The 26,781-nt window shown below is 63.0% G+C and carries 28 protein-coding genes; 9 read left to right on the plus strand and 19 right to left on the minus strand.

What is annotated here, in order from left to right; all coding sequences use genetic code 11:
* Window positions 1–112 precede the first annotated feature (112 nt).
* From NKJ58_RS01580 to rplS, 4 genes are all read right to left on the minus strand, one after another.
* Complete coding sequence (locus NKJ58_RS01580) at window positions 113–913, minus strand: transporter substrate-binding domain-containing protein (RefSeq protein ID WP_023687705.1); 801 nt, start codon at window positions 911–913, stop codon at window positions 113–115.
* A gap of 237 nt (window positions 914–1,150) precedes the next feature.
* Window positions 1,151–1,648 (minus strand): MarR family winged helix-turn-helix transcriptional regulator, encoded by a 498-nt coding sequence (locus NKJ58_RS01585; RefSeq protein ID WP_023683877.1) that lies wholly within the window; start codon window positions 1,646–1,648, stop codon window positions 1,151–1,153.
* On the minus strand, window positions 1,645–2,073 hold the full coding sequence (locus NKJ58_RS01590) for an organic hydroperoxide resistance protein (protein WP_023670524.1): 429 nt from the start codon (window positions 2,071–2,073) through the stop codon (window positions 1,645–1,647). The genes NKJ58_RS01585 and NKJ58_RS01590 overlap by 4 nt, the downstream gene beginning before the upstream one ends.
* A gap of 152 nt (window positions 2,074–2,225) precedes the next feature.
* A complete protein-coding gene (rplS, locus tag NKJ58_RS01595) occupies window positions 2,226–2,786 on the minus strand; it encodes a 50S ribosomal protein L19 (RefSeq protein ID WP_023715864.1) in 561 nt (186 codons plus the stop codon).
* A 326-nt stretch (window positions 2,787–3,112) separates the two neighbouring features.
* Here rplS and NKJ58_RS01600 point away from each other — a divergent pair, with 326 nt between their 5' ends.
* Entirely contained in the window at window positions 3,113–3,865 is a 753-nt protein-coding gene (locus NKJ58_RS01600; RefSeq protein ID WP_023715863.1) for a sulfite exporter TauE/SafE family protein, read from the plus strand.
* A 39-nt stretch (window positions 3,866–3,904) separates the two neighbouring features.
* Complete coding sequence (locus NKJ58_RS01605) at window positions 3,905–4,237, plus strand: hypothetical protein (protein WP_023715862.1); 333 nt, start codon at window positions 3,905–3,907, stop codon at window positions 4,235–4,237.
* Here NKJ58_RS01605 and trmD read toward each other — a convergent pair.
* Together trmD and rimM are read right to left on the minus strand one after the other, a co-directional pair.
* Window positions 4,234–4,950, minus strand: a complete 717-nt coding sequence (trmD, locus tag NKJ58_RS01610) for a tRNA (guanosine(37)-N1)-methyltransferase TrmD (protein ID WP_023715861.1) — start codon at window positions 4,948–4,950, stop codon at window positions 4,234–4,236. The genes NKJ58_RS01605 and trmD overlap by 4 nt on opposite strands.
* Window positions 4,947–5,546: a ribosome maturation factor RimM gene (rimM, locus tag NKJ58_RS01615; RefSeq protein ID WP_023715860.1), complete on the minus strand. Its 600-nt coding sequence runs from the start codon at window positions 5,544–5,546 to the stop codon at window positions 4,947–4,949. Before rimM ends, trmD begins: the two co-directional genes overlap by 4 nt.
* Window positions 5,547–5,642: 96 nt before the next feature.
* Between rimM and NKJ58_RS01620 the strand changes: the two genes are divergently transcribed.
* Window positions 5,643–6,581 (plus strand): tyrosine recombinase XerC, encoded by a 939-nt coding sequence (locus NKJ58_RS01620; RefSeq protein ID WP_023742119.1) that lies wholly within the window; start codon window positions 5,643–5,645, stop codon window positions 6,579–6,581.
* 74 nt (window positions 6,582–6,655) lie between these two features.
* Window positions 6,656–7,723: a TraB/GumN family protein gene (locus NKJ58_RS01625; protein ID WP_352852730.1), complete on the plus strand. Its 1,068-nt coding sequence runs from the start codon at window positions 6,656–6,658 to the stop codon at window positions 7,721–7,723.
* Between the two features lie 846 nt (window positions 7,724–8,569).
* Here the strand turns inward: NKJ58_RS01625 and lpdA are convergent.
* The 11 genes from lpdA to mdh all read right to left on the minus strand — a co-directional run bounded on the left by lpdA (window position 8,570) and on the right by mdh (window position 20,451).
* On the minus strand, window positions 8,570–9,976 hold the full coding sequence (gene lpdA / locus NKJ58_RS01630; RefSeq protein ID WP_023814768.1) for a dihydrolipoyl dehydrogenase: 1,407 nt from the start codon (window positions 9,974–9,976) through the stop codon (window positions 8,570–8,572).
* A 23-nt stretch (window positions 9,977–9,999) separates the two neighbouring features.
* Window positions 10,000–10,755: an SDR family oxidoreductase gene (locus NKJ58_RS01635; RefSeq protein ID WP_352852731.1), complete on the minus strand. Its 756-nt coding sequence runs from the start codon at window positions 10,753–10,755 to the stop codon at window positions 10,000–10,002.
* Window positions 10,752–11,258, minus strand: coding sequence for a hypothetical protein (locus tag NKJ58_RS01640; RefSeq protein ID WP_352852732.1), 507 nt, complete (start codon window positions 11,256–11,258; stop codon window positions 10,752–10,754). Before NKJ58_RS01640 ends, NKJ58_RS01635 begins: the two co-directional genes overlap by 4 nt.
* Window positions 11,255–11,992 (minus strand): DUF4241 domain-containing protein, encoded by a 738-nt coding sequence (locus tag NKJ58_RS01645; protein WP_352852733.1) that lies wholly within the window; start codon window positions 11,990–11,992, stop codon window positions 11,255–11,257. Before NKJ58_RS01645 ends, NKJ58_RS01640 begins: the two co-directional genes overlap by 4 nt.
* Before the next feature lie 16 nt (window positions 11,993–12,008).
* Window positions 12,009–13,301 (minus strand): 2-oxoglutarate dehydrogenase complex dihydrolipoyllysine-residue succinyltransferase, encoded by a 1,293-nt coding sequence (gene odhB, locus NKJ58_RS01650; RefSeq protein WP_023742114.1) that lies wholly within the window; start codon window positions 13,299–13,301, stop codon window positions 12,009–12,011.
* A gap of 47 nt (window positions 13,302–13,348) precedes the next feature.
* Window positions 13,349–16,336 (minus strand): 2-oxoglutarate dehydrogenase E1 component, encoded by a 2,988-nt coding sequence (locus tag NKJ58_RS01655; protein WP_023706737.1) that lies wholly within the window; start codon window positions 16,334–16,336, stop codon window positions 13,349–13,351.
* A gap of 128 nt (window positions 16,337–16,464) precedes the next feature.
* Window positions 16,465–17,370 (minus strand): succinate--CoA ligase subunit alpha, encoded by a 906-nt coding sequence (gene sucD / locus NKJ58_RS01660; protein WP_352852734.1) that lies wholly within the window; start codon window positions 17,368–17,370, stop codon window positions 16,465–16,467.
* A 12-nt stretch (window positions 17,371–17,382) separates the two neighbouring features.
* The gene (locus NKJ58_RS01665; protein ID WP_352852735.1) at window positions 17,383–17,874 is read right to left on the minus strand and encodes a DUF1579 family protein; all 492 of its coding nucleotides are present in this window, start codon (window positions 17,872–17,874) and stop codon (window positions 17,383–17,385) included.
* A 3-nt stretch (window positions 17,875–17,877) separates the two neighbouring features.
* Complete coding sequence (locus NKJ58_RS01670) at window positions 17,878–18,249, minus strand: cupin domain-containing protein (protein WP_352852736.1); 372 nt, start codon at window positions 18,247–18,249, stop codon at window positions 17,878–17,880.
* A gap of 6 nt (window positions 18,250–18,255) precedes the next feature.
* The gene (sucC, locus tag NKJ58_RS01675; protein WP_023745421.1) at window positions 18,256–19,449 is read right to left on the minus strand and encodes an ADP-forming succinate--CoA ligase subunit beta; all 1,194 of its coding nucleotides are present in this window, start codon (window positions 19,447–19,449) and stop codon (window positions 18,256–18,258) included.
* Window positions 19,450–19,482: 33 nt separating this feature from the next.
* Window positions 19,483–20,451, minus strand: a complete 969-nt coding sequence (mdh, locus tag NKJ58_RS01680) for a malate dehydrogenase (RefSeq protein ID WP_352852737.1) — start codon at window positions 20,449–20,451, stop codon at window positions 19,483–19,485.
* Between the two features lie 233 nt (window positions 20,452–20,684).
* Between mdh and NKJ58_RS01685 the strand changes: the two genes are divergently transcribed.
* The gene (locus NKJ58_RS01685) at window positions 20,685–21,113 is read left to right on the plus strand and encodes a GNAT family N-acetyltransferase (RefSeq protein ID WP_023814771.1); all 429 of its coding nucleotides are present in this window, start codon (window positions 20,685–20,687) and stop codon (window positions 21,111–21,113) included.
* Window positions 21,114–21,322: 209 nt separating this feature from the next.
* On the opposite strand, the gene zapE is transcribed toward NKJ58_RS01685, so the two are convergent.
* Both zapE and NKJ58_RS01695 read right to left on the minus strand, forming a co-directional pair.
* Complete coding sequence (gene zapE, locus NKJ58_RS01690) at window positions 21,323–22,507, minus strand: cell division protein ZapE (protein WP_023814772.1); 1,185 nt, start codon at window positions 22,505–22,507, stop codon at window positions 21,323–21,325.
* Between the two features lie 188 nt (window positions 22,508–22,695).
* A complete protein-coding gene (locus NKJ58_RS01695; RefSeq protein WP_023687689.1) occupies window positions 22,696–23,235 on the minus strand; it encodes a protease inhibitor Inh/omp19 family protein in 540 nt (179 codons plus the stop codon).
* A 320-nt stretch (window positions 23,236–23,555) separates the two neighbouring features.
* Here NKJ58_RS01695 and NKJ58_RS01700 point away from each other — a divergent pair, with 320 nt between their 5' ends.
* The 4 genes from NKJ58_RS01700 (at window position 23,556) to mtaB (ending at window position 26,774) form a co-directional block, all read left to right on the plus strand.
* Window positions 23,556–24,236 (plus strand): hypothetical protein, encoded by a 681-nt coding sequence (locus NKJ58_RS01700; RefSeq protein WP_352852738.1) that lies wholly within the window; start codon window positions 23,556–23,558, stop codon window positions 24,234–24,236.
* A gap of 98 nt (window positions 24,237–24,334) precedes the next feature.
* On the plus strand, window positions 24,335–24,496 hold the full coding sequence (locus NKJ58_RS01705) for a DUF1328 family protein (protein WP_023683859.1): 162 nt from the start codon (window positions 24,335–24,337) through the stop codon (window positions 24,494–24,496).
* Window positions 24,497–24,570: 74 nt separating this feature from the next.
* Complete coding sequence (gene dapF, locus NKJ58_RS01710; protein ID WP_023683858.1) at window positions 24,571–25,455, plus strand: diaminopimelate epimerase; 885 nt, start codon at window positions 24,571–24,573, stop codon at window positions 25,453–25,455.
* Complete coding sequence (gene mtaB, locus NKJ58_RS01715) at window positions 25,455–26,774, plus strand: tRNA (N(6)-L-threonylcarbamoyladenosine(37)-C(2))-methylthiotransferase MtaB (protein ID WP_023683857.1); 1,320 nt, start codon at window positions 25,455–25,457, stop codon at window positions 26,772–26,774. Before dapF ends, mtaB begins: the two co-directional genes overlap by 1 nt.
* The last annotated feature ends 7 nt before the right edge of the window (window positions 26,775–26,781 follow it).

A 26,781-nucleotide genomic window follows, 5' to 3' on the forward strand; every position in this document is an offset into this window, starting at 1 on the left:
TGGCCTCTTTGGAAAAGCTCAAAACAAAAGGGAGGCGATCCTTCACACCCCCCTCTGCCCTGCCGGGCATCTCCCCCGCAAGGGGGGTCAGCGGCCGTCGCGCCAAGACGGCCTACTGCCCCATCTTGTAGTCGAGAAACCACTTCTTGTTCAGCGCCTCGATCGTGCCGTCGGCCTTCAGCGCCGCGATCGCCGCGTTGACCGGCTTCACCAGGTCCGAGCCCTTCGGGAAGATGAAGCCAAAATCCTCGGTGCCGAGCGGGCCGCCGATCAGCTTGAGCTTGCCGCCGGAGGCATCGACATAGCCTTTGCCGGCGGTGCCGTCGGTCAGGACGACATCGACGTCGCCGGATTTCAGTGCCTGCACCGAAGCGCCGAAGGTCTCGAACTGCTTGATGCGCGGGTTCTGCTCATTGCCGTCGAGCACGCTGTAGACGGCGGTGTAGAACGGCGTCGTTCCGGCCTGCGCGCCGATCAACCCGTCCTTGAAGGCGGCGAAGGTCTTGGCGTCGGTGAAGCGGCTTTCATCGGCGCGCACCAGCATGAACTGCTCCGAACGCATATAGGGGTCGGAGAAATCGACCTTCTCCTTTCGGTCGTCCTTGATGGTGATGCCGGTCATGCCAATGTTGTACTGGTTGTCGGAAACCGCCTGGATCATCGCGTCCCAGGAGGTGTTCTGGTACTCCACCTTGAAGTTCAGCCGCTTGGCGATTTCGTCCATCGCGTCATACTCCCAGCCGATCTGCTTGCCGGTCTTGGCGTCGATGAACTGCAGCGGCGGATAGGCGTTTTCCGTCACCACCACGACCTTCTTGCCGCCGAGATCGGGCAGCGCATCGGCCGCCCATGCAGCGACGGGCGCGAGGAAACAGGCCGCGAGGGCGGCCAGCAGCAGCTTCGATTTGGTCATGACACACTCCAGGATGAGAAGCCCGCTTGCAGCCGGGCTCGCATGAAAATCCAGGCGCGACTTTAGCCGTCCGCAGACGGCTTGCAAGCCGGTCCGGTGCTCAGCGTCCGGTGAAAGCGGATTCCAATGCCTTCAACCAACGCGGTTTTAGAACGCCCCGTGGTCGGAATTTATTCCGTGATTGCGCCGCCGGCAAACCAGGCCCCTCCTGGACACGGGAACCCGTCAGATGACGGATTAGGATGGTGACGTAGCCTCACGCAGCTTGGCGACAAATCCGGTCAAGGTCCGGTGCAGCGACTTCAGCTCCTCGACTTCCAGCGGCATGGCGCAGGCAAGGCCTGCGGATACGTCCTTGATGCGGGCGCGCAGCGCCTGGCCCTTGGCAGTCGGTTCGACCAGCACGCGGCGCTCGTCGGCCGGATCGCGACGGCGGGTGACGAGACCAGCCGCTTCCATCCGCTTGAGCAGAGGCGTCAATGTCGCCGAATCCAGCCCCAGCGCCTCGCCGAGTTCGCCGACCGTGCTCGGCGCATGCTGCCACAGCGCCAGCATCGCCAAATATTGCGGATAGGTCAGGCCGAGCGGGTCAAGCAGCGGCCGATAGAGCTTGGTCATCAGCCCGCTCGCCGAATAGAGCGCGAAGCAGAGCTGCTGGTCAAGGCGCGGAACGGCGATCCTCCCGGCGGTGTCCGCCGGGACTTCGCTGGCCCTGGTTTCGGTCTTCGTCGTCATGCTGCCTTTGCCGGAAGCGCCACGGTCGAAAGCGCCACCTCGACATTGCCTTTGATCGCATTGGAATAGGGGCAAATCTGATGCGCGGCCGATACAAGCGCTTCCGCCGCCGCCTGATCAAGGCCTTTGGTCTCGGCGGCCAGTGCGACACCAAGTTTGAAGCCTTCACCATTGGGAAGCAGGCTGACGGTGGCGCTCACCGCCGCATCGTCCAGCGGCAGCTTCTGCTTGCGCGCGACGAAGCGGATGGCGCTTTCGAAGCAGGCGGCATAGCCGACCGCGAACAGCTGCTCGGGATTGGTGGCGCCACCCTGTCCGCCGAGCTCCTTCGGCAAAGCGAGGTCGACCTTCAGCAGGCCGTCGCTGGTCTCGCCGTGGCCGGCGCGGCCGCCGGTGACGCGAGCCTGTGTGGTGTAGAGTGCCATGTCAGTTCTCCATTTTATTTGTACACTATCATTTAGTGTACAAGATAATTCGAGTCAACAGCCATGGCCAAACTCTCGGCCGGCAATCGTTCACAATCTGGTGAAACGAAAAAAGGCGGCCGAAGCCGCCTTTTCAAAATCCTTGGACCAGGTTATTCGGCCGGGGTCGCTTCCGCCGCCTTTGCAGCCTCGTTGGCGGCCTTGGCGGCTTCGTCGACGGCCTTCTTCTCGGCAGCTTCCTTGGCGGCCGTCTCGGCGGCCAGCGCCTGGGCAGCGGCAACCTTCTCGGCTTCGATGCGGGCCTTCTCGGCGTTCAGCGCGTCGCGTTCCTCATCGTTGAGCTTGCGGGCGCGCACGCCGGTGTTTTCCGAAATACGGGCCGACTTGCCGCGACGGTCGCGCAAATAATAGAGCTTGGCGCGGCGCACCTTGCCGCGGCGCACGATCTCGACGCCTTCGACCATCGGCGAGTAGACCGGGAAAACGCGCTCGACGCCTTCGCCGTAGGAGATCTTGCGGACGGTGAAATTTTCCTGGAAGCCGGCGCCGGCGCGGGCGATGACGACGCCCTCATAGGCCTGGACGCGGGTGCGGGTGCCTTCGGTCACGCGGACCTGGACGCGCACGGTGTCGCCGGGCTGAAACTCGGGAAGCTTGCGCTTGGCTTCGATCTTGGCGGCCTGTTCGGCCTCGAGCTGACGGATGATATCCATCTCAATAGTCCACTTCTTGTTCTTCCGACAGTCAGAGCGTCCGACACTCGCCTTGCAGTTCCATTGACCGCTCGGCTATGCCCTTTGTCCCCGAGACATCTTGTCTTCGAAACATTGGGCAGGGGCGACTACACCGTCATTGTTGACGGGTCCGGGAGATTTTTCTCGCCAGTACGGGCGGGCACATACAGCTATTTCACTGACTTGTCACGCCTTGGCCCTGTCTTTTTTGGTCGCATGCCACCACGCAATCGTCCAGTGCAGGGTTGCGCCGGCCCTTCAAGCTTCCTAATCCGGGAGCAGCACACTTGTCCGGCGGCCTCACAATGTCTGTTTTCGACGCAGTCCTGCTCTTCCTCGCGGGTTTTCTGTCAGGCGCCGTCAACGCGGTTGCCGGCGGCGGCACCTTCATAACCTTCGGCGCCATGACGCTGGCCGGCCTGCCGCCGATCATCGCCAACGCCACGTCCTCGGTGACGCAGTTTCCCGGTTACATCACCTCGACGCTGGCTTACTGGACCGACATCAAGCATTTCTGGCGCGGCGCGCTGCTGCTTTGCCTGATCTCGGCTTTGGGCGCGCTGGCTGGTGCGCTCATCCTGCTGGCGCTCTCAAATCCGTCGTTCCGCGCCCTCGTGCCGTGGCTGCTGCTGGCCGCAACCGCCTTGTTCGCCGCCGGGCCGTGGCTGAAACCAACGCCGAAGCCTGGGCATGAAGCCACGGTCGGCTCTCTGGCCGGTTCGCTGGCGCAGTTCGCTACCGCCATCTATGGCGGCTTCTTCGGCGCCGGCATGGGCGTCATGATGCTGGCGACGCTCGGCCTGACCCAATCCGGCGACTATCACCGGCTGAACGCGCTGAAGAACATGCTGGCCGTGGTCATCGCCGCCGTTGCCATACTGGTCTTCGTTTCCGGCGGCGTTGTTGCCTGGCCTCAGGCAATCGTCATGATCCCCGGCGGCGCGCTCGGCGGCTATGCCGGCGTCTTGATCGCCAAGCGCGTGCCGCAAAACGCAGTACGCGGCTTCGTCATCGCCGTCGGCCTGTTTCTCGCGTTTTATTATTTCGCCAAGAGCTGAGTGACGAACATTTTTCATGTTTCGCCCAGAGAAAACGAAATGTCGGACTACAAAGTCGTAATTCCCAGAAATCCGTTAGCCGATGGTACTCGCCAGTACGAGTTTCTGACCGATGCCGAATTTCATCAAGTCTCTGAGCTGCTAAAAGCAGATCCGGAAATCATGGCCGCAATCTATAGGCAGGCTGAAAAAATCAATCGAAACCGTGAGATCGAGGAACCAGACGACGAGATTCCGGTCGCAGGCTATCTGCCTGAAATTGCTGCTGTCATTCATGGTGTCACATCACGCGACACTTCGTCGGTTTTTGCGTTTGCGGTTGTCGCCGAGTTTTTGGAAGAGGAAAAACTCATAGAGAAGATCAGAGGCTAGCCCGGCCTTTGGCGATTTCCGCCATCGTTGCCATTCTCCAGCAAATCAGGCCGCCGCTCCTTCGTCAGCTTCTCGGACTCCGCACGCCGCCAGGCGGCGATCTTCTTGTGGTTGCCGGAGACCAGCACGTCGGGGATCGGCCTGCCCTCGAACTCCTGTGGCCGCGTGTAATGCGGGTGTTCGAGCAGGCCGTTCTCGAAACTTTCTTCCTCGCCCGACACCGCATTGCCCATGACGCCGGGCAACAGCCGCACCACGGCGTCGAGCAGCACAAGCGCCGCCGGCTCGCCGCCCGACAGGATGAAATCGCCGATGGAGACCTCTTCCAGTCCACGCGCCTCGATCAGCCGCTGGTCGACGCCCTCGAACCGGCCGCAAACGATGACGGCGCCTGGCCCGCCAGCCAGTTCGCGCACGTGCGCCTGCGTCAGCGGCTTTCCACGCGGGCTCATCAGCAAACGCGGCCGCGGATCGCCCGCCGGCGACGTGTGGTCGATCGCCTTGGCCAGCACATCGGCGCGCATCACCATGCCGGCGCCACCGCCGGCCGGCGTGTCGTCGACGGTGTGATGGCGATCGCTGGCGAAGTCGCGGATCTGGATAGCTTCCAGCGACCATGTCCCGACTTCGAGCGCCCGTCCGGCCAGCGACAGGCCTAGCCCGCCCGGAAACATCTCGGGATAGAGCGTCAGCACCGACGCCTTGAACGTCACCGGTTGCCTCCGGCTTCGCGCGGCCCGCGCGGTCGGCCCTTCGCGTCGAAATCTTCTTCGCGCGGCGCGTCGCCATCCTCATCCTCGACAAGGCCGGCGGCTGCCGGGTCGACGCGGAGAAAACCTTCGGCGATCGAAACCTGAGGCACGGCGGCCTGGGTGAACGGGATCAGCACGCCTTTGCGCCCGCCGAGGGTAACGTCGAGAATGTCGCCGCCGCCGAAATTATGCACCGCCACCACCTTGCCGATGACCGCGCCCTTATCGTCGCGGACTTCAAGTCCGACGAGATCGGCGTGGTAGAATTCGTCCTCCTCGCCATCGTCGGGCAGCATCGAGCGGTCGACGAACAGCTCGGTTCCGGCCAGCGCCTCGGCGGCGTTGCGGTCGGCAATGCCCTTGAAGCGCACCACCACGACGGTGTTGGCGGGCCTGATGTCGATGATCTGGAAGGCGCGGCCGTCCTTGGCATAGAGCGGCCCATAATCGGCCAGCGCCATCGGCTCGCCAGTGAAAGTCTTCACCCGCAATTCGCCCTTGATGCCGTGGGCGGCGCCGATCACGGCCATTTGCACGGGGTTCTGGGGCTTCGACATGGCTGATATCCTTTGCCCTGCTCTAACGCCCTACCGGCGTCATTTCAATGACAGGTTCTTCACCGCTTCCTAACCCGGCTGCCTGACAATGGCGGCATGCAGGAATTTCTCATCCCGGCAAAACCCGACCTCCAGGCAGCGCGCGAAAGCTGGCTGAAGATGCTGGCGCGCGAGCGCCGGCTGTCGCCGGCGACCGTCGAAGCCTATGAGCGCGACACGCGCCAGTTCCTGCATTTCCTCACAGGGCATTGCGGCGGCTCGCCTGGTCTTTCCGACATCGCCACTCTGCGCCCGGCCGATCTGCGCGGCTTTCTTGCCGCGCGGCGCAACGCCGGCGCCGGCGCCCGCACGCTCGGACGCGGCCTCGCCGGCATCCGCTCGCTGCTGCGCTTCCTCGAACGGCGGGGTCTCGCCAATGCCGCCGGTGCCGCGGCGTTGCGCGCGCCGCGCCAGCCGAAATCGCTGCCCAAGCCGCTGACCGCCAGCGATGCCAAACATGTCGTGTCGGTGGACTGCCAGCTGGCTGAAGAGCCTTGGATCGCCGCCCGCAACGCCGCCGTGCTGACGCTGCTTTATGGATCGGGCCTGCGCATTTCCGAAGCGCTGGGCCTCAGCGCCGCCGACCTGGCATCGGAAGCCGACACCGTGCTGCGCGTCACCGGCAAGGGTGGCAAGACACGGCTGGTGCCAGTGCTGCCGGTGGCGCTCAGGGCAATCGCCGAATACCGAAAACTTTGCCCCTATCATCTCGACCCCAAGGGCCTGCTGTTTCGCGGCGCCCGCGGCGGGCCGCTCAACCCGGCCATCGTCCAGCGCGACATGGCCAGGCTGCGCTCGGCGCTGAACCTGCCCGACACCGCGACGCCGCACGCGTTGCGCCATTCCTTCGCCACCCATCTGCTCGGGCGCGGCGGCGACCTGCGCACCATCCAGGAACTGCTCGGCCACGCCAGCCTGTCGACGACGCAGGTCTATACCGGCGTCGACACGGCAAGGCTGCTCGAGATTTACGAATCCGCGCATCCCCGCGCGTGACCACTGTATAAGTCCAGGACAATTTCCCCACGCCGGTTAACCGTTTCGCCGCTTTTCAGTCCTAGAACCGCACCATGAAACGCGCCCTTGCCATTGCCGATCGCGCGGCCCTTGTGTCGCTGAAGCTGCTCGTCGCGCTCAACGCCGTGTTTTTCCTGTCTTTCCTCATCGTGCTGCTGCTTGCCATGGGCAGGGCGCATGCCGAAGCCCCGGCCTGCGCCGGCGCCGATCTGCTGTCGGCCCTGCAGAAGGAAGACCCCGCCGCCTATGCGAGGATCGAGACGGAAGCAGCAGCGACGCTGAACGGCAAGGGCCTGTTGTGGAAGCTGGAGAAATCAGGCGAAAAGCCATCCTTCCTGTTCGGCACCATGCACATGACTGACCCGCGCGTCACCACTCTGCCGCCGGCAGCCAGGAAAGCCTATGACGCTGCCGGCACCATCATCATCGAGACCACCGACGTGCTCGACAAGCAGAAGATGATGGAGGCCATGCTCAAGGAACCCGAGCTGATGATGTTCACCGACAACACGACGTTGTCGTCGCTGTTGTCGCCGGAGGATGCGGCGGTGGTGAACAAAGGGCTCGATGCGCGCGGCATTCCGCCGGCGAGCGTCTCCAAGATGAAGCCGTGGCTGCTGTCGGCCATGGTCGCGCTGCCGGTCTGTGAGGTCGCCCGTCAGGCAGGCGGCGCACCGGTTCTGGACGTCAAGCTGGCGCAGGACGCCAAGGCCTTGGGGAAGCCGGTGGAAGGGTTGGAGACCGCTGCCAGCCAGCTGCACGCCATGGCCTCGCTGCCGCTTGCATTCCACATCAAGGGGCTGGTCGAGACCCTGAAGCTGGGCGACAAGATAAATGACATCAACGAAACCATGATCGTGCTTTACCAGCGCGGCGACACCGGCACCTTCTGGCCGCTGTTGCGTTCGATCTCGCCCGACGAAGACGAAGACGCCGCAGGTTACGCGGAATTCGACCAGACGATGATCACCGGCCGCAACAAGGTCATGGCCGACCATGCCGCACCTATCCTGGCCAAGGGCAATGCCTTCATGGCCGTCGGCGCCATGCATCTTCCCGGCCCCGAAGGCCTGGTCGAGGATTTTCGCAAGGCCGGCTATACCGTCACCGCCGTCGACTGAGCAGCGCCCGTCTTGAATACCGAATCACGTAAGCCCGGCTCTGTCCGGTGCGCTGATTCGCAAAGCGAAGGCGGTTGGCCCTATTTTTGGCGGAAAAGGCCAGCTAAGCTCGTTTTACCTCGTTCGTGATTGATTTTGCGGGGGAAATACAGGCCAACAAGCGGTTGCGAATCAGAATTTTCCTGCGTTCGTCAATTTGAAGGCCTAGTATGAACCCGTTCAACGGTTGCGCGTTGAGGGGTGTTGATTGATGCTTTTCATCCACGGAGGACACTTTTATGGCGAACCCTAACGATCCAGCGCCCAGGTCGGGTGGTGGCAGCGGCTGGCTGATTGCGCTGGTCGTCGTCATCCTTGCGATTGTCGCGTACTATGTTTTCGGCAGAAGCGGCGAACATCCTGCACCCGCAGAGCCGCCGGCAGCCAGCACACCGGCGCCCGCACCTGCGCCGGCTGAGCCGATGAAGCCCGCCGAACCGGCTCCCGCACCAGCCCCTGCTCCCGCACCGGCTCCTGCGCCAGCCCCGGCACCCGCGCCCGCTCCGGCGCCGAGCCCGTAATCTGGCCAACTGATCTGGCATCTTGATTCCAGCCAAGAACGGCCCGCTGAAAAGCGGGCCGTTTTGTTTGGGGCCTCTATCGGCGAGCGTCGCGATTCTTTACCGCTCCCTCTGTCCTGCCGGACATCTCCCCCTCGAGAGAGGAGATCGGCAGTTCACGAACAGCGCCAGGTTAGAAACGTGAGAAACTTGAAAGCTCGCGACGCGGCGGTGAAGTCCAATCTCCCCCATTGAGGGGGAGATGGCCGGCAGGCCAGAGGGGGGTGCTGTCCCTCCAGCGTTTTCCTTAAATATGGATCGGCTTGAAGAACGTCGCCAGCGCTGCTTCCTTCACCGCTTCCGACATTGTCGGATGCGCGTGGCAGGTGCGGGCGAGGTCTTCGGATGAGCCGCCGAATTCCATCAGCACCGCCGCCTCATGAATCATCTCGCCGGCGCCGAAGCCGACAATGTGGACGCCGAGCACGCGGTCGCTGGCTTTGTCGGCGAGGATTTTCACGAAGCCGTCCGTGTGGAGCATGGCGCGCGCGCGGCCGTTGGCGGTGAACGGGAATTTGCCGGTTTTGTAGTCGATGCCGGCCTTCCTCAGCTCTTCCTCTGTCTTGCCGACCGAAGCGATTTCCGGGCTGGTGTAGACGACGCTCGGAATGACGTCGTAATTCACATGGCCGGCCTGGCCGGCAATGGTCTCGGCCACCGCCACGCCTTCATCCTCGGCCTTGTGCGCCAGCATCGGCCCGGCGATGACGTCGCCAATGGCGTAGATGCCGGCCACGTTGGTCCTGAGATGCCCGTCGGTCTTGACCCGGCCGCGCTCGTCGACCTCGACGCCGGCTTCTTTCAACCCGAGGCTGTCGGAATAGGCCCGGCGTCCGGTCGAGATCAGCACCGCGTCGGCCTCGATGGTCTCGGCCGCACCACCCTTGACCGGTTCGAACGCAACGGCGGCGCCCTTTTTGGCCTTGGTCACCCCTGTCACCTTGGCGCCGAGCTTGAACTCGAAACCCTGCTTGGAAAGCAGGCGCTGGAACTGCTTGGAGACCTCGCCGTCCATGCCGCCCAGGATGGTGTCGAGGAATTCGACCACGGTGACCTTGGCGCCGAGCCGTGCCCAGACCGAGCCGAGCTCCAGACCGATGACCCCACCGCCGACCACCACCAGATGTCCCGGCACTTTCTCCAGCGACAGCGCGCCGGTCGACGATACGATCACCTTCTCGTCGATGTCGACCTTGACGCCGGGAATGCCGGCGACATCGGAGCCCGTGGCAATAACGATGTTTTTCGTCTGGATCTCCTCGACCTTGCCGTCCTCAGCCGTCACCAACACCTTGCCGGCCGCAACCACCTTCCCGGTGCCACGGAAACTATCGATCTTGTTTTTCTTGAACAGGAAGGCGACGCCATTGACGTTGGCCGAAACGGTCGCGTCCTTGTGCGCCATCATCTTCTTCAGATTGAGTTTCGGCGCCGGTATCTCGACGCCCAGCGCATCGAAGGAATGGCCGGCCTCGGCGAACATCTCCGAGGCATAAAGCAGCGCCTTGGATGGGATGCAGCCGATGTTCAGGCAGGTGCCGCCGAAAGTGGCGTTCTTCTCGACCACCGCGACCTTGAGCCCGAGCTGTGCCGCCTTGATGGCACAGACATAGCCGCCCGGTCCCGACCCGATGATAACGACATCATAAGCCATGTTCGTTTCCCTTAGCTTGGCGCTCAGCGGCCGCCGCTTACATTCAGGATTGCGCCCGTCGTGTAGGACGCTTCATCCGACAAAAGATAGAGAACGGCATGCGCGACTTCATCCGCCGTGCCGGCTCGTTTCATCGGCAGCATGTCGCGGAACCGCTCGACCCGGTCCGGCTGGCCGCCCGAAGCGTGGATCTCGGTGTCGATGATGCCCGGCCGTATCGCATTGACCCGCACGCCTTCGGTCGCGACTTCGCGCGCCAGTCCGAGCGTGAAGGTGTCGATCGCCGCCTTGGACGCGGCATAGTCGACATATTCGCCGGGCGAGCCGTGTAGCGACGCAGCCGACGAGATGTTGACGATGGCGCCGCCCTGGCCGCCATGCTTGCTCGACATGCGCCGCACCGCTTCGCGGGCGCACAGAAACGAGCCGATGACATTGATGCGCATCATGCGCTCCAGCCGCGCCAGGCTCATCTCGTCGACACGCGCCTTGACGTCGACGATTCCGGCATTGTTGACCAGGGCGTCGAGCCGGCCATAGGCGCCATCGACGGCTTCGAACACGGCGACGATGTCAGCCTCGACGCCGACATCGCCCTTGACCGCTATCGCTTCACCGCCACCGGCCTCGATCTCGGCGACCAGCGCCTGGGCCGCGGCCTCGTTTGCGGCATAGTTGACCGCGACGCGGTAGCCGGCCTTCGCCGCAAGCCGGCAAGTGGCCGCACCAATGCCGCGGCCGCCGCCGGTGACCAGAAGAACTTTCTTCGCCGCGCTCATTCCTGGCAACCTTTCAGCAAAAACACATCCCACGGCAGTTTCGAAAAACCGATGGAGCCAAAGGCGGACGACATCTGCAACGATGGACCCAGATCGGGGAAGATCAGGCTCTGCGGCGCGTCCGTGCCTTCCGCCGCCAGGAGCGCGATGTTGCCCTTATCGTCGGCGCTGTAGATGACGCCATGCCAGACCGTGCAGGCGGCAAGCCCGTCACCGGTGACGTCGCCGGTCGGGCATTTGTACATCAGCGACCCTTGCGGTCGCGAAACACCGGAGGTCCACATCACAATGCCGTCGAGCACGATGCCCTTGTCGAGCACCATCTTGAACGAGTTGGTGACGGTGACCGCATCCGTCGTCGGCCGGAAATCAATGCCGGCCTCGCTTTCGGCATCGCCATAGACAGCAAGCGCCAGCGGGCAGGCGGCATGCGCCTCGTAACCCGCTGCGAGAACAGCCAGCCCGGCCATAAATCCGATCATTGGCGAAGCGATGTTTGTCATGAATTGCTCTGGCTGCTCTCGCGGCCGTCGGCGTTTTCGAGCACCTCGAAATCGGTCATCAAGACCAGCGGCTCGCCGGCCGCATCCAGTCCCCAGAAGGAATAATAGTTCCCATCACTGAAGCCAGTGTCGAACATGGCTATATTAAGCGGATTTCCATCAACCGGATTATCCATGCGGAACTTGTCGAACGAGCATGCAACGTCAGCAAGATAGCTGTCGAGTTCCTCCTGGTCGGACATCAGCGTCAGAACCGACTTGTCCATGAACGAAGCAACATTATCATCGACAATAAATCCAGACTTCCAGGACGATGTGCCGACGTCGCGGACGAAGGCAGCCAACTCCCACCGCACCGGCAAGCCAGTGCCAAACCGCAATACCGCTGCAGCAACACGGCCTTGCGCCTCAAGCAACGTGACTGGATAGCATCCCGGCCTGACCTTACGGCTAAACACAGGCCGTTCCAGCCCGGTAATCAGTGGATCGCAAGCGATGATTTCGCCGGTCGGTAGCTCAAGCTCACCGATCGCGGTGACGATGATCTTCCGCTCCGCCATTTCGGCTTCGCTGAGAGCGAAGACACCGAGATTGCTGCTCGCCGGCGCCGAATCCCATTCAGTCGATGTCGCCGGCGGAGAGATGGCGGCGGAAGCCGCCGGCCGGGAACGCCTCAATACGCTACCCGCTACTCGACCCAGCTTGAACCCAAACCGCGCCAGCCAGCCGCTCATGACGGATCAGCTCCGATCACAAATCAAGCACCAGCCGTTCGGGATCCTCCAGGCTATCCTTGACGCGGACCAGGAAGGTCACGGCTTCCTTGCCGTCGACGATACGGTGATCGTAGCTGAGCGCCAGGTACATCATCGGCCGAATCACGATCTGGCCGCCGACCACGACGGGCCGGTCCTGGATCTTGTGCATGCCAAGAATGCCCGACTGCGGCGCATTGAGGATCGGCGTCGACATCAGCGAACCGTAGACGCCACCGTTGGAAATCGTGAACGTACCACCCTGCATGTCGGCGACCGACAGCTTGCCGTCCCGCGCGGCGATGCCCAGCCGGCCGATATCCTTCTCGATCTCGGCAATCGACATTTGGTCGGCATTGCGCACCACCGGCACGACGAGACCCTTTTCGGTGCCGACGGCAACGCCGATATGGGCATAGTTCTTGAAGATGATGTCGGTGCCGTCGATCTCGGCATTGACCGAGGGGATTTCCTTCAATGCGTGCGTAACCGCCTTGGTGAAGAAGCCCATGAAGCCGAGCTTCACGCCATGCTTCTTCTCGAAGATGTCCTTGTACTTGGTCCTGAGCGCCATCACCGCCGACATGTCGACCTCGTTGAAGGTGGTCAGCATGGCGGCGGTCGACTGCGCTTCCTTCAGCCGGCGCGCAATGGTCTGGCGCAGCTTGGTCATGCGCACGCGCTCCTCGCGCGACGCATCGTCGCCCGAAGACGGCGCACGCACAGCGACCGGAGCCGGTGCGGCCTTCGGAATTTCGGCCGGCTGCGACGGCGCGCCCTTGGAAATCGCGTCGAGCACGTCGCCCTTCAGCACCTGGCCACGCTTGCCCGAGCCAGAAACCTGGTCGACCGACAGATTGTTCTCGGCGATCAGCTTTGCGGCAGCTGGCGCCGGCGGCATGGTGCGCGGCTCGACCGGCCCGGCATCGCCGGCAATCTTGGCGGTCTCGGCCGCGGCCTGCTTGGTCGTATGTGCCGCGTCGGGGCTCGACGCCTGCGACACAGCTTGCGGCTTGGTCTCCTGCTTGGACGCCGGGGCGGCGGCAGCGCCTCCAGCCGAGATCGAACCGAGCAGCGCGCCGACGCCAACGGTCTCGCCTTCCTTGGCGGTGATCTCGCCCAGCGTGCCGGCGGCGGCGGCAGGCACCTCCACCGTCACCTTGTCGGTTTCGAGCTCGACCAGCGGCTCGTCGACGGCAATGGCATCGCCGACCTTCTTGAACCACTTGCCGATGGTCGCCTCGGTGACGGATTCGCCGAGAGTGGGAACGCGGATTTCGGTAGCCATTGTGCCTGTCCGTTTCTTCTCTGTCTGTTCTATTCGCCGGGTTTGTTCTATTCGCCGAGCGCGTCTTCGAGCAGGGCGGCGAGCTGCGCCAAATGCTTCGACATCAGACCGGTCGCCGGCGATGCCGCCGCCGGCCTGCCGGTGTAGCGCACCCGCTGATGCTTGGCGTCGATATGCGCCAGCACCCATTCCAGATAAGGGTCGATGAACGACCATGCGCCCATGTTCTTGGGTTCTTCCTGGCACCACACCATCTCCGCATTGCGGAAACGCGACAGTTCGGTGATCAGCGCCTTGGCCGGGAAGGGATAGAGCTGTTCGACGCGCAGCAGGTAGATGTCGTTGATGCCGCGCTTCTCGCGCTCCTCGTAGAGGTCATAATAGACCTTGCCCGAGCACAGCACGACGCGGCGGATCTTGGAATCCTTGGTGAGCTTGATCGCCTGGTTCTGCAGCAGCTGGGCATCGTCCCACAAAAGCCGGTGGAACGAGCTTTCGCCCGAAATCTCCGGCAGCGTCGATACCGCCCGCTTGTGGCGCAGCAGCGACTTCGGCGTCATCAGGATCAGCGGCTTGCGGAAGTCGCGCTTCAACTGCCGGCGCAATATGTGGAAGTAGTTCGCCGGCGTGGTGCAGTTGGCGACTTGCATATTGTCTTCGGCGCAAAGCTGCAGAAAGCGCTCGAGCCGGGCCGAAGAATGCTCTGGACCCTGGCCTTCATAGCCATGCGGCAGCAGGCAGACCAGGCCTGACATTCTGAGCCACTTGCGCTCGCCCGACGAGATGAACTGGTCGAACACCACCTGGGCGCCGTTGGCGAAATCGCCGAACTGCGCTTCCCAGAGCGTCAGCGCCTTCGGCTCGGCCAGGCTGTAGCCATATTCGAAGCCAAGCACCGCCTCTTCCGACAGCATCGAGTTGATGACTTCGTAGCCGGCCTGTGCCGCCGACAGATTGTTGAGCGGGATGTAGCGGGTCTCGTCCTTCTGGTCGTAGAGCACGGAATGGCGCTGCGAGAAGGTGCCGCGTTCTGAATCCTGGCCGGAGAGCCGGATCGGATTGCCGTCGAGCAGGATGGCGCCGAAGGCCAGCGCCTCGGCCGTCGACCAGTCGATGCCTTCGCCGGAGTCGATCGCCTGGCGGCGATTTTCGAGGAAGCGGATGATGGTCTTGTGCGCCTCGAAGCCCTTCGGCACCTCGGTCAGTTTCTTGCCGATGTCCTTCAGCACCTTGACCGGCACGGCGGTCTTGCCGCGGCGTTGTTCGTCCTGGTTGTCGGCCGTGCGCAGGCCGGACCAGGCGCCGTCCAGCCAGTCGGCCTTGTTGGGCTTGTAGTGCTGGCCGACTTCCCATTCGGATTCCAGATGGGCGCGCCAGTCGGCCTTCATCTTGTCGAGTTCGGCCTGGCTGATATGGCCCTCGGCGATCAGCCGCTCGCCATAGATCTGCACCGTCGTCTTGTGGTTGCGGATGTTGGCGTACATGATCGGCTGCGTGAAGGCCGGTTCGTCGCCCTCATTGTGGCCGAAGCGGCGATAGCAGAACATGTCCACCACCACCGGCTTGTGGAACTTCATGCGAAATTCGATCGCCACCTTGGTGGCATGCACCACCGCTTCCGGGTCGTCGCCATTGACGTGGAAAATCGGCGCCTCGATCATCTTGGCGACGTCGGACGGATAGGGCGACGAGCGCGAGAAGCGCGGATTGGTGGTGAAGCCGATCTGGTTGTTGATGATGAAATGCAGCGTGCCGGCGACGCGGTGGCCGCGCAGGCCCGACAGGCCGAGGATTTCGGCAATCACACCCTGGCCGGCAAAGGCGGCATCGCCATGCAGAAGCAGCGGCAGCACCTTGGCGCGCTCTTCCAGCGGCACGATCTCCTCGCGGCTGCGGCCGAACAGATAGTCCTGCTTGGCACGCGCCTTGCCCATCACAACCGGATCGACGATTTCCAGATGCGAGGGATTGGCGGTCAGCGACAGATGCACCTTGTTGCCGTCGAATTCGCGGTCCGACGAGGCGCCGAGATGGTACTTGACGTCGCCCGAGCCCTCGACCTCGTCAGGAGCGGCCGAGCCGCCCTTGAACTCGTGGAAGATGGCGCGATGCGGTTTGGCCATCACCTGGGACAGCACGTTCAGCCGGCCGCGATGCGCCATGCCGAGCACGATCTCCTTCATGCCGAGCTGGCCGCCGCGCTTGATGATCTGCTCCAGCGCCGGGATCAGGCCTTCGCTGCCATCGAGGCCGAAGCGCTTGGTACCCTTGTACTTGACATCGATGAACTGCTCGAAGCCTTCGGCCTCGACCAGCTTCTGCAGGATCGCTTTTTTTCCCGTAGCGGTGAAGGAAATCTCCTTGTCGGCGCCCTCGATGCGCGCCTGGATCCAGGCCTTCTCCTCGGGATCGGAAATGTGCATGAACTCGACACCGAGCGTCGAGCAATAGGTGCGGGTCAGGATTTCCAGCATCTGCCGGATGGTGCCGAATTCGAGGCCGAGCACATTGTCGAGGAAGATCGGCCGGTCGTAGTCGGCTGCGGTGAAACCGTAATTCTCCGGCGACAGCTCGTTATAGTCCTCAAGCGGCTTGGCGATGCCGAGCGGGTCGAGATTGGCATGCAGATGGCCGCGCATGCGGAAGGCGCGGATCATCATGATGGCGCGCACCGAATCGCGCGTCGCCTGATGCACGTCGGCATCCGACAGCACGACGCCATTGGTGACCGCCTTGTCCTTGACCTTCTTTTCCAGATGCTTCTCGACGATGCCCCAATTGCCGTCGAGCGCCGACACCAGTTCGCCATTGGCCTGCAGCGGCCAGGAGGGCTTTGCCCAGGAAGCGCCCTTGGCGTTCTTGCGTACATCGCCGGCGTCGTCCTTCAGTCCGGCGAAAAAGTCCTGCCATTCGGGGTTTACCGACTCTGGATCATCCTCATAGGAGGCGTACAGCGCGTCGATATAATCGGCATTGCCGCCATAGAGGAAAGAGGTGAGCGAAAATTGGTCGTTGGCCTGATCTTGTCTTGCCATTTTTGTCCGCGGAGCCTGGCTCCGTCTCCTTTTCAAAAGCGAATAGTGAGTAGCGAATAGCGAGTAGGGATTTTTCCCGGCTCGCGCCGTTACTCTCTTTTCGCTATTCGCTATTCACTACTCGCTACTCACTTAGCCTTGATCGCCTCGACCAGTGTCGTGCCCAGACGCGCCGGCGATGGCGATACCTTGATGCCGGCCGATTCCATCGCCGCGATCTTGTCTTCCGCGCCGCCCTTGCCGCCGGAGATGACCGCGCCCGCATGGCCCATGGTGCGACCGGCCGGCGCGGTGCGCCCGGCGATGAAGCCGGCCATCGGTTTCCTGCGGCCGCGCTTGGCCTCGTCCTTGAGGAACTGCGCGGCGTCTTCCTCGGCCGAACCGCCGATCTCGCCGATCATGATGATCGACTTGGTCTCGTCGTCGGCGAGGAACATTTCGAGCATGTCGATGAACTCGGTGCCTTTGACGGGGTCGCCGCCGATACCGACGGCGGTGGTCTGGCCGAGGCCGACATTGGTGGTCTGGAACACTGCCTCGTAGGTAAGCGTTCCCGAGCGCGAAACAACGCCGACCGAGCCCTTGCGGAAGATGTTGCCGGGCATGATACCGATCTTGCATTCGTCGGGGGTGAGCACGCCGGGGCAGTTCGGGCCGATCAGCCGCGAGGTCGAGCGGTCGAGCCGCGCCTTGACCCTGACCATGTCCATCACCGGAATGCCTTCGGTGATGCAGACGATCAGCGGGATCTGGGCTTCGATGGCTTCGAGGATGGCTTCGGCGGCGCCCGCCGGCGGCACATAGACCACCGAGGCATTGGCGCCGGTCTTTTCCTTGCCCTCGGCAACGGAAGCGAAGATCGGCAGGTTTTCGCCCTTGGCGCCGGTCCAGGTCTCGCCACCCTTCTTGGGATGGATGCCGCCGACCATCTTGGTGCCGTGATAGGCCAAGGCCTGCTCGGTGTGGAACGTGCCGGTCTTGCCGGTCAGGCCCTGAACCAGCACCTTGGTGTTCTTGTCGATGAGAATGGACATCGGAGCCCTTTTCTAAAAACCGTTGATCGAGGAAGGCGAAACGCGCCGGTAGACGCCGCTCACCATGTCTTGCCAGCTGTCGCTGCCGGCAGGTTTGAAATGCAGTCGCATCCGGTAGGCATCGACATTGTCGAAAATATACGTCACGCGTGCTGAGCCACGCGGCGACGACCGCTCCAGAACCAGCTCATCGCCGTTCCACGTTCCTGTGGCCGGCGAGGCCGGCACAAAACCCATGGAGTCGAACTGGTGCATGGTGAAGAGCCTGTTTGGCTGGTCGAAGCCGAACACGCTGTGCGAGCCGAACGAGACCGTGCCGTCGCGGCGCTGGCGATAGCGCTGCACCACGAACAGGCCGCCGAACTGTGGCTCTGCCAGCACTTCCGACGCCGCCGGTCCGCCATCGGCCCACCGCGTTTCCGCCACCTCTTCCTCGCCGCGCCAAGCGCCGACCAGTGCCTGCAGGCGCTGGTGATCGGCCGAGAGCGAGGAGAACGCGTTCATGGGTCAGAGCCGCTTCAAATCGGAGACGGTAAGGTCGCTCTTGGCGTTGCCGGTGTTGAGCGTCGTCGCCGGCTCGAACATCAGCACCACCGGCTCGGCGGTCAGCGACCGCGGTCGGTGCTCGACGCCCTTCGGCACGACAATGAATTCGCCCTCGCCGAGCTCGACCGGGCCGTCGCGAAAATCGATGGCGATCTTGCCCCGCAGCACGAGAAAAGCCTCGTCCTCACGCTCGTGCGCATGCCAGTCGAAGGTCTCGCCGAACTTGGCGACCTTGGCCTGGCTGTCATTGACGTCGCCGGCAATATGCGGATCGAAGACCTTGGTGATCGTTCGATCCGCCGCCTCGACGAGGTTTATCTTGCGCGGAGGCATTCGCCTTCAGCCCTTCACCGCCGCCACGATCTTCTTGGCTGCGTCGTCGAGATCGTCCGCCGACACCACGTTGAGGCCGCTGTCGTTGATGATCTTCTTGCCGAGTTCGGCGTTTGTGCCTTCGAGGCGCACCACCAGCGGCACTTCCAGGCCGACTTCCTTGACCGCGGCAATGACGCCCTCGGCAATGATGTCGCACTTCATGATGCCGCCGAAGATGTTGATCAAAATGCCTTTGACCGCCGGGTCCCTGGTGATGATCTTGAACGCTGCCGTCACTTTTTCCTTGGACGCACCGCCGCCGACATCGAGGAAGTTGGCGGGTTCCGCGCCATAGAGCTTGATGATGTCCATCGTCGCCATGGCAAGGCCGGCGCCATTGACCATGCAGCCGATATTGCCGTCGAGCGCGACATAGGCGAGGTCGTATTTCGACGCCTCGATCTCCTTCTCGTCCTCTTCGGTGGTGTCGCGCAGTTCCATCAGCTCGGGATGGCGAAACAGCGCATTGTTGTCGAACGACACCTTGGCGTCGAGCACGCGCAGCCTGCCGTTCTTCATCACGATCAGCGGGTTGACCTCGAGCAGGCTCATGTCCTTCTCGACAAAGGCCTTGTAGAGGATCGGGAACAGCGTGCCGGCATCCTTGGCGGCATCGCCGTTTAGTCCCAGCGCTTCCACCAATATGTCGACGTCGATGGTCGTCACGCCGGCCAGCGGATCGATGGCGCGGGTGATGATCTTGTCCGGTGTGTCGTGGGCGACGCCTTCAATGTCCATGCCGCCCTCGGTCGAGACGACGAAAGCGATGCGGCCGACCGAGCGGTCGACCAGGATCGACAGATAAAGCTCGCGCTCGATGTCGGCGCCGTCCTCGATATAAAGACGGTTGACCTGCTTGCCGGCGGGGCCGGTCTGCTTGGTCACCAGCGTGTGGCCGAGCATCTCATTGGCGTTGGCAACGACTTCGGCAACCGACTTAGCCAGCCGCACGCCGCCCTTTGCGTCGGGCGACAGTTCCTTGAACTTCCCCTTGCCGCGGCCACCGGCGTGGATCTGGCTCTTCACCACATAGAGCGGGCCGGGCAGCGCTTGTGCCGCGGCTTCCGCCTCGCTTGCCTTGAACACCGGCACGCCTTCGGCCACCGGCGCACCAAACGACTTCAGCAGCGCCTTGCCTTGATATTCATGGATGTTCATCTGGATGGTCTCCGGATCGGCTGCTTTGGGGGATTATTTCGAGGCGAGGTGCGGGGCGATCTGGACGCAAGCCTCGGTCAGGCCCTGCACTGTCGCCACCGAAGCGTCGAACATCTTCTGCTCGGCCTTGTTGAGGTCGATCTCGATGATGCGCTCGACGCCGCCGGCGCCGATGACAACGGGAACGCCGACATAGGTGCCCTTGACGCCATACTGGCCCGAGAGATGCGCAGCACAAGGCAGCACGCGCTTCTTGTCCTTGAGATAGGATTCGGCCATCGAAATTGCGGAAGCCGCCGGCGCGTAGAAGGCCGAGCCGGTCTTCAAGAGGCCAACGATCTCGGCGCCGCCGTCACGGGTGCGCTGGACGATCTGGTCGAGCTTTTCCTTCGAGGTCCAGCCCATCTTGATGAGGTCCGGCAGCGGAATGCCCGACACCGTGGAATAGCGGATCATCGGCACCATGGAATCGCCATGGCCACCGAGCACGAAGGCGGTGACGTCCTCGACCGAGACCTTGAACTCCTCGGCGAGGAAATAGCGGAAGCGCGCGCTGTCGAGCACGCCGGCCATGCCGACGACATGGGTCTTGGGCAGGCCCGAAAACTTCTGCAGCGCCCAGACCATGGCGTCGAGCGGGTTGGTGATGCAGATGACGAAGGCCTTGGGCGCGTATTTCTTCAGCCCGGCGCCGACCTGTTCCATGACCTTGAGGTTGATGCCGAGCAGATCGTCGCGGCTCATACCCGGCTTGCGCGGCACGCCGGCAGTGACGATGCAGACATCGGCGCCCTCGATCCCGGCATAATCATTGACCCCGGTCAGCCGGGAGTCAAAACCATCGACCGGCGAAGACTGCGCGATATCGAGCCCCTTGCCTTGCGGGATGCCCTCGGCAATATCGAACAGCACCACGTCGCCGAGGTCCTTGAGGCCGATCATGTGAGCGAGCGTGCCGCCGATCATGCCGGAGCCGATGAGCGCTATCTTGTTGCGTGCCATGTGAGGAAATTTTCCCTTTGTCTGTGACGATGCCCAAATCTCTGGCGATCTGGTTGACGGCGTCGAGGAAGAGGCCGGAATGCTGTGGTGTCAGCGGATTTCGCCGCATCCAGTAGCCCTGGTGGAAAATATATTCAATCGATTATTTTCGAGTGAATAATTTCAATCGGTTAGAAACATTGGGATTTACGTAAACGTCAAAGTTTGTAAGCCGACTTGAGAGATTTTACACAATGAACGTGGAAATCAGAAGACTATATCCAGGCGATGACGCCCTTGTGAAGCGCATCGCCGAAGACGTGTTCGATGAACCGGTACGGGCCGACAGACTGTCCGCCTACCTCGCCTCCTCAGGTCGTATGATGATTGTGGCACTGGCCGATGGCGTCGTCGTCGGCCAGTGTGCTGCCGTCATCCACCGCCACCTGGACAAGGTCAGCGAACTCTACATCGACGAGGTCGGCGTCTCACCCGCCTACCAGCGCCATGGCATCGCGCGAAAGATGCTCGACGCCATGTTCGCGCTCGGCCGCGAGCAGGGATGCGGCGAAGCCTGGGTCGGCACCGAACCGGACAATGTGCCAGCGCGCGCGCTTTATGAATCGCGCAAGGAGGTGCATGGGCCGGCGGAGTCGTTTGTGATGTATGTGTACGAGCTTTAGGCGTCGGCGGGACAGCGCCCCCCCTCTGCCTTGCCAGGCATCTCCCCCACGAGGGGGGAGATCGGACGTCACGCGACCTTTCGCCAATCTCCAATGGCCGCAGGAATGAGCGGAGCGCCGAAACCGCCAATCTCCCCCCGTGTGGGGGAGATGTCCGGCAGGACAGAGGGGGGCGCGAAGGATCACTACATAATGACCTCTTGGAACCCTCAGACGTGCGCTTCCGCGTTGTCCTTCTGCCGTTCCGCCCAGTCCTCCAGCCAGTCGCGGCTTTGCATCTCGATCAGCCGCGAGGCGGTGCGTTCGAATTCGAACACCTCGACGCCGCGCCTGGCCGTGTAAAGCTCAGGCGGGGGAGCCTCAGCGCTCACCACCAGCCGCGTGTGATGATCGTAGAGCGTGTCGATCAACAGGATGAAGCGCTTGGCCTCGTTGCGCTTGCCTTCGCCCAGCACCGGCACGTGATCGATGAAGACGGTCGAGAAGCGGCCGGCAATGGCCAGGAAATCGCGTGCGCCGAGCGGCTTTTCGCAGAGGTCGGCGAAGGAAAACCGCGCTGCATCCCCGGCGGCAGCCGGTATCCTCACTTGCCGCCCCTTGAGCGTCAGCGAGGTCTCGGCCGTCAGCGCTCCACGCGTCATCGCCTGCCAGGCCTCGTCGAGCACACGGTCGGCTTCGGCATCCGCCGGGGTGACATAAACCGGCGTGCGGGCGAGCTTTTCCAGCCTGTAGTCCTTGTCGGCATCAAGCGTCAGCACATGGGCTTGGCGCTCGAGAATGCTGATGAAGGGCAGGAAAAGCTGGCGGTTCAGCCCGTCGCGATAAAGGTCCTGCGGCGCGACATTCGAGGTGGCGACCAGAACCACGCCATTGACGAACAGCGCCGAAAACAGCCGCGACAGGACCATCGCATCGGCAATGTCGGTGACCGAAAACTCATCGAAGCACAGCACCCAGGCCTGTTCGGCAAGCTGAAGCGCGACCGGCGGGATCGGGTCGTCCTCCTTGACGTCGCCGTTCTTGCGCGCCTGCCGGTGCTTCTGGATGCGATCCTGCACATCGGCCATGAAGTCGTTGAAATGAACGCGGCGCTTGCGCCTGACCGGCAACAGCTCGAAGAACATATCCATCAGCATGGTCTTGCCGCGACCGACGCCGCCATGAATGTAGAGGCCCTTGACGACCTCGCGCGTCTCGCGCTTGCGGGCAAACAGCCAGCCGAGCGCGCTCGACTTGTGCGCCAGCCGCTTGACCGAGATCTCGTCGGTCAGCCGGTCGAGCGCGGCGGCGATGCGCTCCTGCGCAGGATCGCGCTCGATGGCGCCGGTTGCGACCAGATGGTCGTAGCGCTGCCTGACGGTCGCATGGGTCTGGAGGCCGTCACGCAGATGCATCGGTCACGTCGCTTACTTTGAGCGGATTGCTCCAGGAAAGATCAGGGTGTGTTGAGGTTCAGGTCAGGCCGAGCCGAGAATGGTGGCTCCCGAGAACCGGAGCGGAGCGTACTTAAGTACGTGAGCACCGGAAGCGCAGGAAGCCGCCGTTCGCAGGCCGGCCTCACCTGAATATCAGCATACCCTGCCTACCTTGTAAGCGATATCGGCAAGCCGTTGGTAGTCTGGCCGTCGAATTTCGAACCGCCCGAGGAATAGAGCCGCGCCAGCGTGCCGCCATTCTCGTCATAGAGCGTCAGCTGCTTGCCGGCGACGTTCCACGATTTGATGCCGTCGATGGGCGGCGGGCAATGCAGCGGCCCGGCGCGGAAGCCGGCGCCGAATTTGGTCTGCGGCGTCGCCACCTTGCAGCTCTGTCCGGACACGCTGGCGTTCCAGACGCCGGCAACGCTCGCAGCGGTAAGGTCGGAGGCTCCGGCCGGCGCCGATCCGTCCGGCGGCAGCGAGGCGACCTGCGCGCCTGCCGGCGCGGTCGGGAATTGCGATGGGTCGGTGGTGCCCGGCGCTGCCGGGGGCGGCAGTTGGCTTCCGCTCACCGTGCCGGCGGGCGCGGGCTGCAGCGGGGCGGGCTGCTGGTCATCCATCGATGAAAAACGCGAGGTCGAACAGCCGCTCGCAACGAGCGCTGCCAGCGATACGGCCATCAGCCCGCTTCTCGAAAAAATCATTCCAACCTCCGTCGGATCCGGCTGGGGGGAAGCCGTCCGCACAATCTCACCCCTCACCAAGATGGAGAAGGTGGCGAAATTTCAACCCGATATGGTTAAAATAGGGTTTGCACCACGAATTGTTGTAAATTTGTCGCAAAATGGCTGGCGCGACAAAAGGCATGTCTTCGCTCTAGCGCGGTTCCAACCGGTACATTGGTTGCGAAAGCGGCACCGGAGCCCGCAGCAGGTCGGCGCATCGGCGGTCGAGCGCAACTGCCGGCGCAAAACTGACTGAAGCGCTTGAGGCGCAAGGCCTGGCGCGTGAGCGGTTTCGCGCCTTGCGTCCGGGCGAGGTTTGGGACGTTCCCGAGATCGAGCGCGGCTGGAGTCTGCATTTGGCCGTTTACGGCACTGCCATTTTAGCCGATGGTCTATCGCAACAGGGGGAACAGATGAAATCAATCTTGGCAGTTTTGATCGCGCTGGTAATTTCGACGCCGGCCGCTTTCGCGGGTGAAATCACCGATCGCGCCGCTGAAGCCGAAAAGGCACTGCAGGCGGGTGATGGCGCCGGCGCGCTGGACAAATTCCGCAGCGCCGAGGACGCTCTGTGGCAAGCGATGCCGCTTGGCGTGCAAAATGTGAAGCATATCATGTCGGCCAGCGGCTTCGGCGCCTACGCTGAGCGCCCGAACCATGTCTACAAGCCGGGCGAAGAGATTGTGCTTTATATGGAGCCGGTCGGTTACGGCTACGGCTCGGATGGGCTCGGCAACAACCAGATCGCGCTTTACGTTGACCTTACCGTGCTTTCCCAGTCGGGCGAGAAGCTGGGAACCGTCGAAAAGCTTGGCCGGGTCCAGCTCGCCTCGCGCTCGCATAACCGAGAGATGTTCTTCAAATTAAACGTCTCCCTGGATGGCGTTCCCCCCGGCAAATACCGCGCGGATTTCCTCATGCACGACGAGAACTCGCAAAAGACGGCGCCTTTCACGACCGACTTCGAGATTGCCGAATAGCGCGCCCAGTCGGAAAGAGCATCGCGGCAACGGAACCAGAGCGCCGCAGATGCGTTCTTAAGCCGGCTGCAGGCCAGTCAATTTGCGAGGCATTGTCCATGATCAAATGGATCATCATTCTTCTCATCGTTGCTGCCGCCGCCAGCCTGCTCGGCATGCCGGCGCTGGCCGGTGCCGCCGCCACCGGCGCGCGCGTGCTGATCGGCATCGTTCTCGTCATCTTCCTGCTGATCGTGCTCGGCGTTTTCGCGGTAACCTAAACGCAGCCCACACTGGTAATTCCCGCCCGTTTCCGCCATATAGCGGCGAAACGTACAGGAAATTACCTCAGATCATGGCAGGCACTGCCCCCTTCGCCAAGATGAACGGCATCGGCAACGAAATCATCGTCGCCGACATGCGTGGCCGTGCCGATAGGGTCACGGCGGCGTCGGCTGTCGCGCTGAACGCCGATGCGGCGACCAGGTTCGACCAGATCATGGCGGTCCACGATTCGCGCACGCCGGGCACCGCCTTTTACATCGACATCTTGAATTCCGACGGCTCGGGCGCGCAGGCCTGCGGCAACGGCATGCGCTGTGTCGTCCAGGCGCTGGCCGCCGAAACCGGCCAGAAGACTTTCACCTTCGAGACCCGCGCCGGCATCCTCAACGCCGTCGAACATGCCGACGGCACCATCTCGGTCGACATGGGCACTCCGCGCTTTGGCTGGCAGGACATTCCGCTGGCCGAGGAATTCCGCGACACCCGCATGATCGAGTTGCAGATCGGCCCCATCGACGCGCCGGTGCTGCATTCGCCTTCGGCTCTCTCGATGGGCAACCCTCACGCTATCTTCTGGGTCGACAACGATGTCTGGTCCTACGAACTCGAGCGTTTCGGCCCGCTGCTCGAAAACCATCCGATCTTCCCCGAGCGCGCCAACATCACCATCGCCCAGGTAACGTCGCCGGAGACGATGATCATCCGCACCTGGGAGCGCGGCGCCGGCCTGACCAAGGCTTGCGGCTCGGCCGCTTGCGCTTCCGTCGTCGCCGCTGCCCGCACCCGGCGCACCGGCCGCAGCGTTACGCTGATGACGCCCGGCGGCGGCTCGCTGCATGTGGAATGGCGCGACGACGACCACGTCATCCTGACCGGCGCTGCCGAATGGGAGTTTTCCGGCAATTTCGATCCGTCGACCGGCACCTGGGCCCGCGACACCGAAAGCGCGGCCTGATGTCTGCACTTGCCGATACCAAGGGCCCCAACTCCCAAGGCATAGACGTCGTCACCTTTGGCTGCCGTCTCAACACCTATGAATCCGAAGTGATGCGCCGCGAGGCCGAAAGCGCAGGTCTCGGCGCGCTCAAAGGCGGCGCCATTATCTTCAACACCTGCGCCGTCACCGCCGAAGCGGTGCGCCAGGCCAGGCAGTCGATCAGAAGGGCCCGCCGCGAAAATCCGGCGGCGCGCATCATCGTCACCGGCTGCGCCGCGCAAACCGAACCGCAGAATTTTGCCGCCATGGACGAGGTCGACCTCGTGCTTGGCAACGAAGAGAAGCTGAAGGCCAACTCCTACCGCGCGCTGCCGGATTTCGGCGTCAACGACACCGAGAAGGCGCGCGTCAACGACATTTTCTCGGTGCGCGAGACCGCCGGTCATATGGTGGACGCCATCGAGGGCCGGGCGCGCGCTTTCGTGCAGGTGCAGAATGGCTGCGACCACCGCTGCACCTTCTGCATCATCCCCTACGGCCGCGGCAATTCGCGCTCGGTGCCGATGGGCGCCGTGGTCGAGCAGGTCAAGCGTCTGGCCGGCAACGGCTATGCCGAGATCGTGCTGACCGGCGTCGACATGACCTCTTTCGGCGCCGACCTGCCGGGCGCGCCGAAGCTGGGAAAGCTGGTGAAGACCATCCTGAAGCAGGTGCCTGACGTGAAGCGGCTGCGGCTGTCCTCCATCGATTCGATCGAAGCCGACGACGATCTGCTGGACGCCATCGCCACCGAGCCCAGGCTGATGCCGCATCTGCATCTGTCGCTGCAATCAGGTGACGACATGATCCTGAAGCGCATGAAGCGCAGGCATTTGCGCGACCAGTCGATCCGCTTCTGCGAGGATGTGCGCAAGCTGCGCCCCGAAATCGTCTTCGGCGCCGACATCATCGCCGGCTTCCCGACCGAGACCGAGGAAATGTTTCAGAATTCGATAAAGATCGTCGAGGAATGTGGGCTGACGCACCTGCATGTCTTCCCGTTTTCGCCGCGCGAAGGCACGCCCGCCGCGCGCATGCCGCAGGTCCGCCGCGAATTGGTCAAGCAGCGCGCGGCCCAGCTGCGCGCCGTCGGCGAGGCCGCCTATCGCCGCCATTTGTCGTCGCTCCCGGGAACGCGCCAGTCGATCCTGGTCGAGCGCGACGGCCTCGGCCGCACCGAAGGGTTCACGCTTGCCGCGCTAGGCACAGGCGCGCCGGGCGAGATCGTCGAGGCAGACATCACCGGCCATGATGGGGCGCGCCTGATAGCCTCGCCCCTCACTGCCCGCGCCGCCTGAGACGATT

Source organism: Mesorhizobium sp. M0139, assembly GCF_040322455.1.
In the GTDB taxonomy this organism is placed as follows: domain Bacteria; phylum Pseudomonadota; class Alphaproteobacteria; order Rhizobiales; family Rhizobiaceae; genus Mesorhizobium.

Coding starts and splice junctions, on each gene's coding strand:
- NKJ58_RS01580 (WP_023687705.1), bottom strand. CDS start 913: ATGACCAAATCGAAGCTGCTGCTGGCCGCCCTCGCGGCCTGTTTCCTC.
- NKJ58_RS01585 (WP_023683877.1), bottom strand. CDS start 1,648: ATGACGACGAAGACCGAAACCAGGGCCAGCGAAGTCCCGGCGGACACC.
- NKJ58_RS01590 (WP_023670524.1), bottom strand. CDS start 2,073: ATGGCACTCTACACCACACAGGCTCGCGTCACCGGCGGCCGCGCCGGC.
- rplS (WP_023715864.1), bottom strand. CDS start 2,786: ATGGATATCATCCGTCAGCTCGAGGCCGAACAGGCCGCCAAGATCGAA.
- NKJ58_RS01600 (WP_023715863.1), top strand. CDS start 3,113: ATGTCTGTTTTCGACGCAGTCCTGCTCTTCCTCGCGGGTTTTCTGTCA.
- NKJ58_RS01605 (WP_023715862.1), top strand. CDS start 3,905: ATGTCGGACTACAAAGTCGTAATTCCCAGAAATCCGTTAGCCGATGGT.
- rimM (WP_023715860.1), bottom strand. CDS start 5,546: ATGTCGAAGCCCCAGAACCCCGTGCAAATGGCCGTGATCGGCGCCGCC.
- NKJ58_RS01620 (WP_023742119.1), top strand. CDS start 5,643: ATGCAGGAATTTCTCATCCCGGCAAAACCCGACCTCCAGGCAGCGCGC.
- NKJ58_RS01625 (WP_352852730.1), top strand. CDS start 6,656: ATGAAACGCGCCCTTGCCATTGCCGATCGCGCGGCCCTTGTGTCGCTG.
- lpdA (WP_023814768.1), bottom strand. CDS start 9,976: ATGGCTTATGATGTCGTTATCATCGGGTCGGGACCGGGCGGCTATGTC.
- NKJ58_RS01635 (WP_352852731.1), bottom strand. CDS start 10,755: ATGAGCGCGGCGAAGAAAGTTCTTCTGGTCACCGGCGGCGGCCGCGGC.
- NKJ58_RS01640 (WP_352852732.1), bottom strand. CDS start 11,258: ATGACAAACATCGCTTCGCCAATGATCGGATTTATGGCCGGGCTGGCT.
- NKJ58_RS01645 (WP_352852733.1), bottom strand. CDS start 11,992: ATGAGCGGCTGGCTGGCGCGGTTTGGGTTCAAGCTGGGTCGAGTAGCG.
- odhB (WP_023742114.1), bottom strand. CDS start 13,301: ATGGCTACCGAAATCCGCGTTCCCACTCTCGGCGAATCCGTCACCGAG.
- NKJ58_RS01655 (WP_023706737.1), bottom strand. CDS start 16,336: ATGGCAAGACAAGATCAGGCCAACGACCAATTTTCGCTCACCTCTTTC.
- sucD (WP_352852734.1), bottom strand. CDS start 17,370: ATGTCCATTCTCATCGACAAGAACACCAAGGTGCTGGTTCAGGGCCTG.
- NKJ58_RS01665 (WP_352852735.1), bottom strand. CDS start 17,874: ATGAACGCGTTCTCCTCGCTCTCGGCCGATCACCAGCGCCTGCAGGCA.
- NKJ58_RS01670 (WP_352852736.1), bottom strand. CDS start 18,249: ATGCCTCCGCGCAAGATAAACCTCGTCGAGGCGGCGGATCGAACGATC.
- sucC (WP_023745421.1), bottom strand. CDS start 19,449: ATGAACATCCATGAATATCAAGGCAAGGCGCTGCTGAAGTCGTTTGGT.
- mdh (WP_352852737.1), bottom strand. CDS start 20,451: ATGGCACGCAACAAGATAGCGCTCATCGGCTCCGGCATGATCGGCGGC.
- NKJ58_RS01685 (WP_023814771.1), top strand. CDS start 20,685: ATGAACGTGGAAATCAGAAGACTATATCCAGGCGATGACGCCCTTGTG.
- zapE (WP_023814772.1), bottom strand. CDS start 22,507: ATGCATCTGCGTGACGGCCTCCAGACCCATGCGACCGTCAGGCAGCGC.
- NKJ58_RS01695 (WP_023687689.1), bottom strand. CDS start 23,235: ATGATTTTTTCGAGAAGCGGGCTGATGGCCGTATCGCTGGCAGCGCTC.
- NKJ58_RS01705 (WP_023683859.1), top strand. CDS start 24,335: ATGATCAAATGGATCATCATTCTTCTCATCGTTGCTGCCGCCGCCAGC.
- dapF (WP_023683858.1), top strand. CDS start 24,571: ATGGCAGGCACTGCCCCCTTCGCCAAGATGAACGGCATCGGCAACGAA.
- mtaB (WP_023683857.1), top strand. CDS start 25,455: ATGTCTGCACTTGCCGATACCAAGGGCCCCAACTCCCAAGGCATAGAC.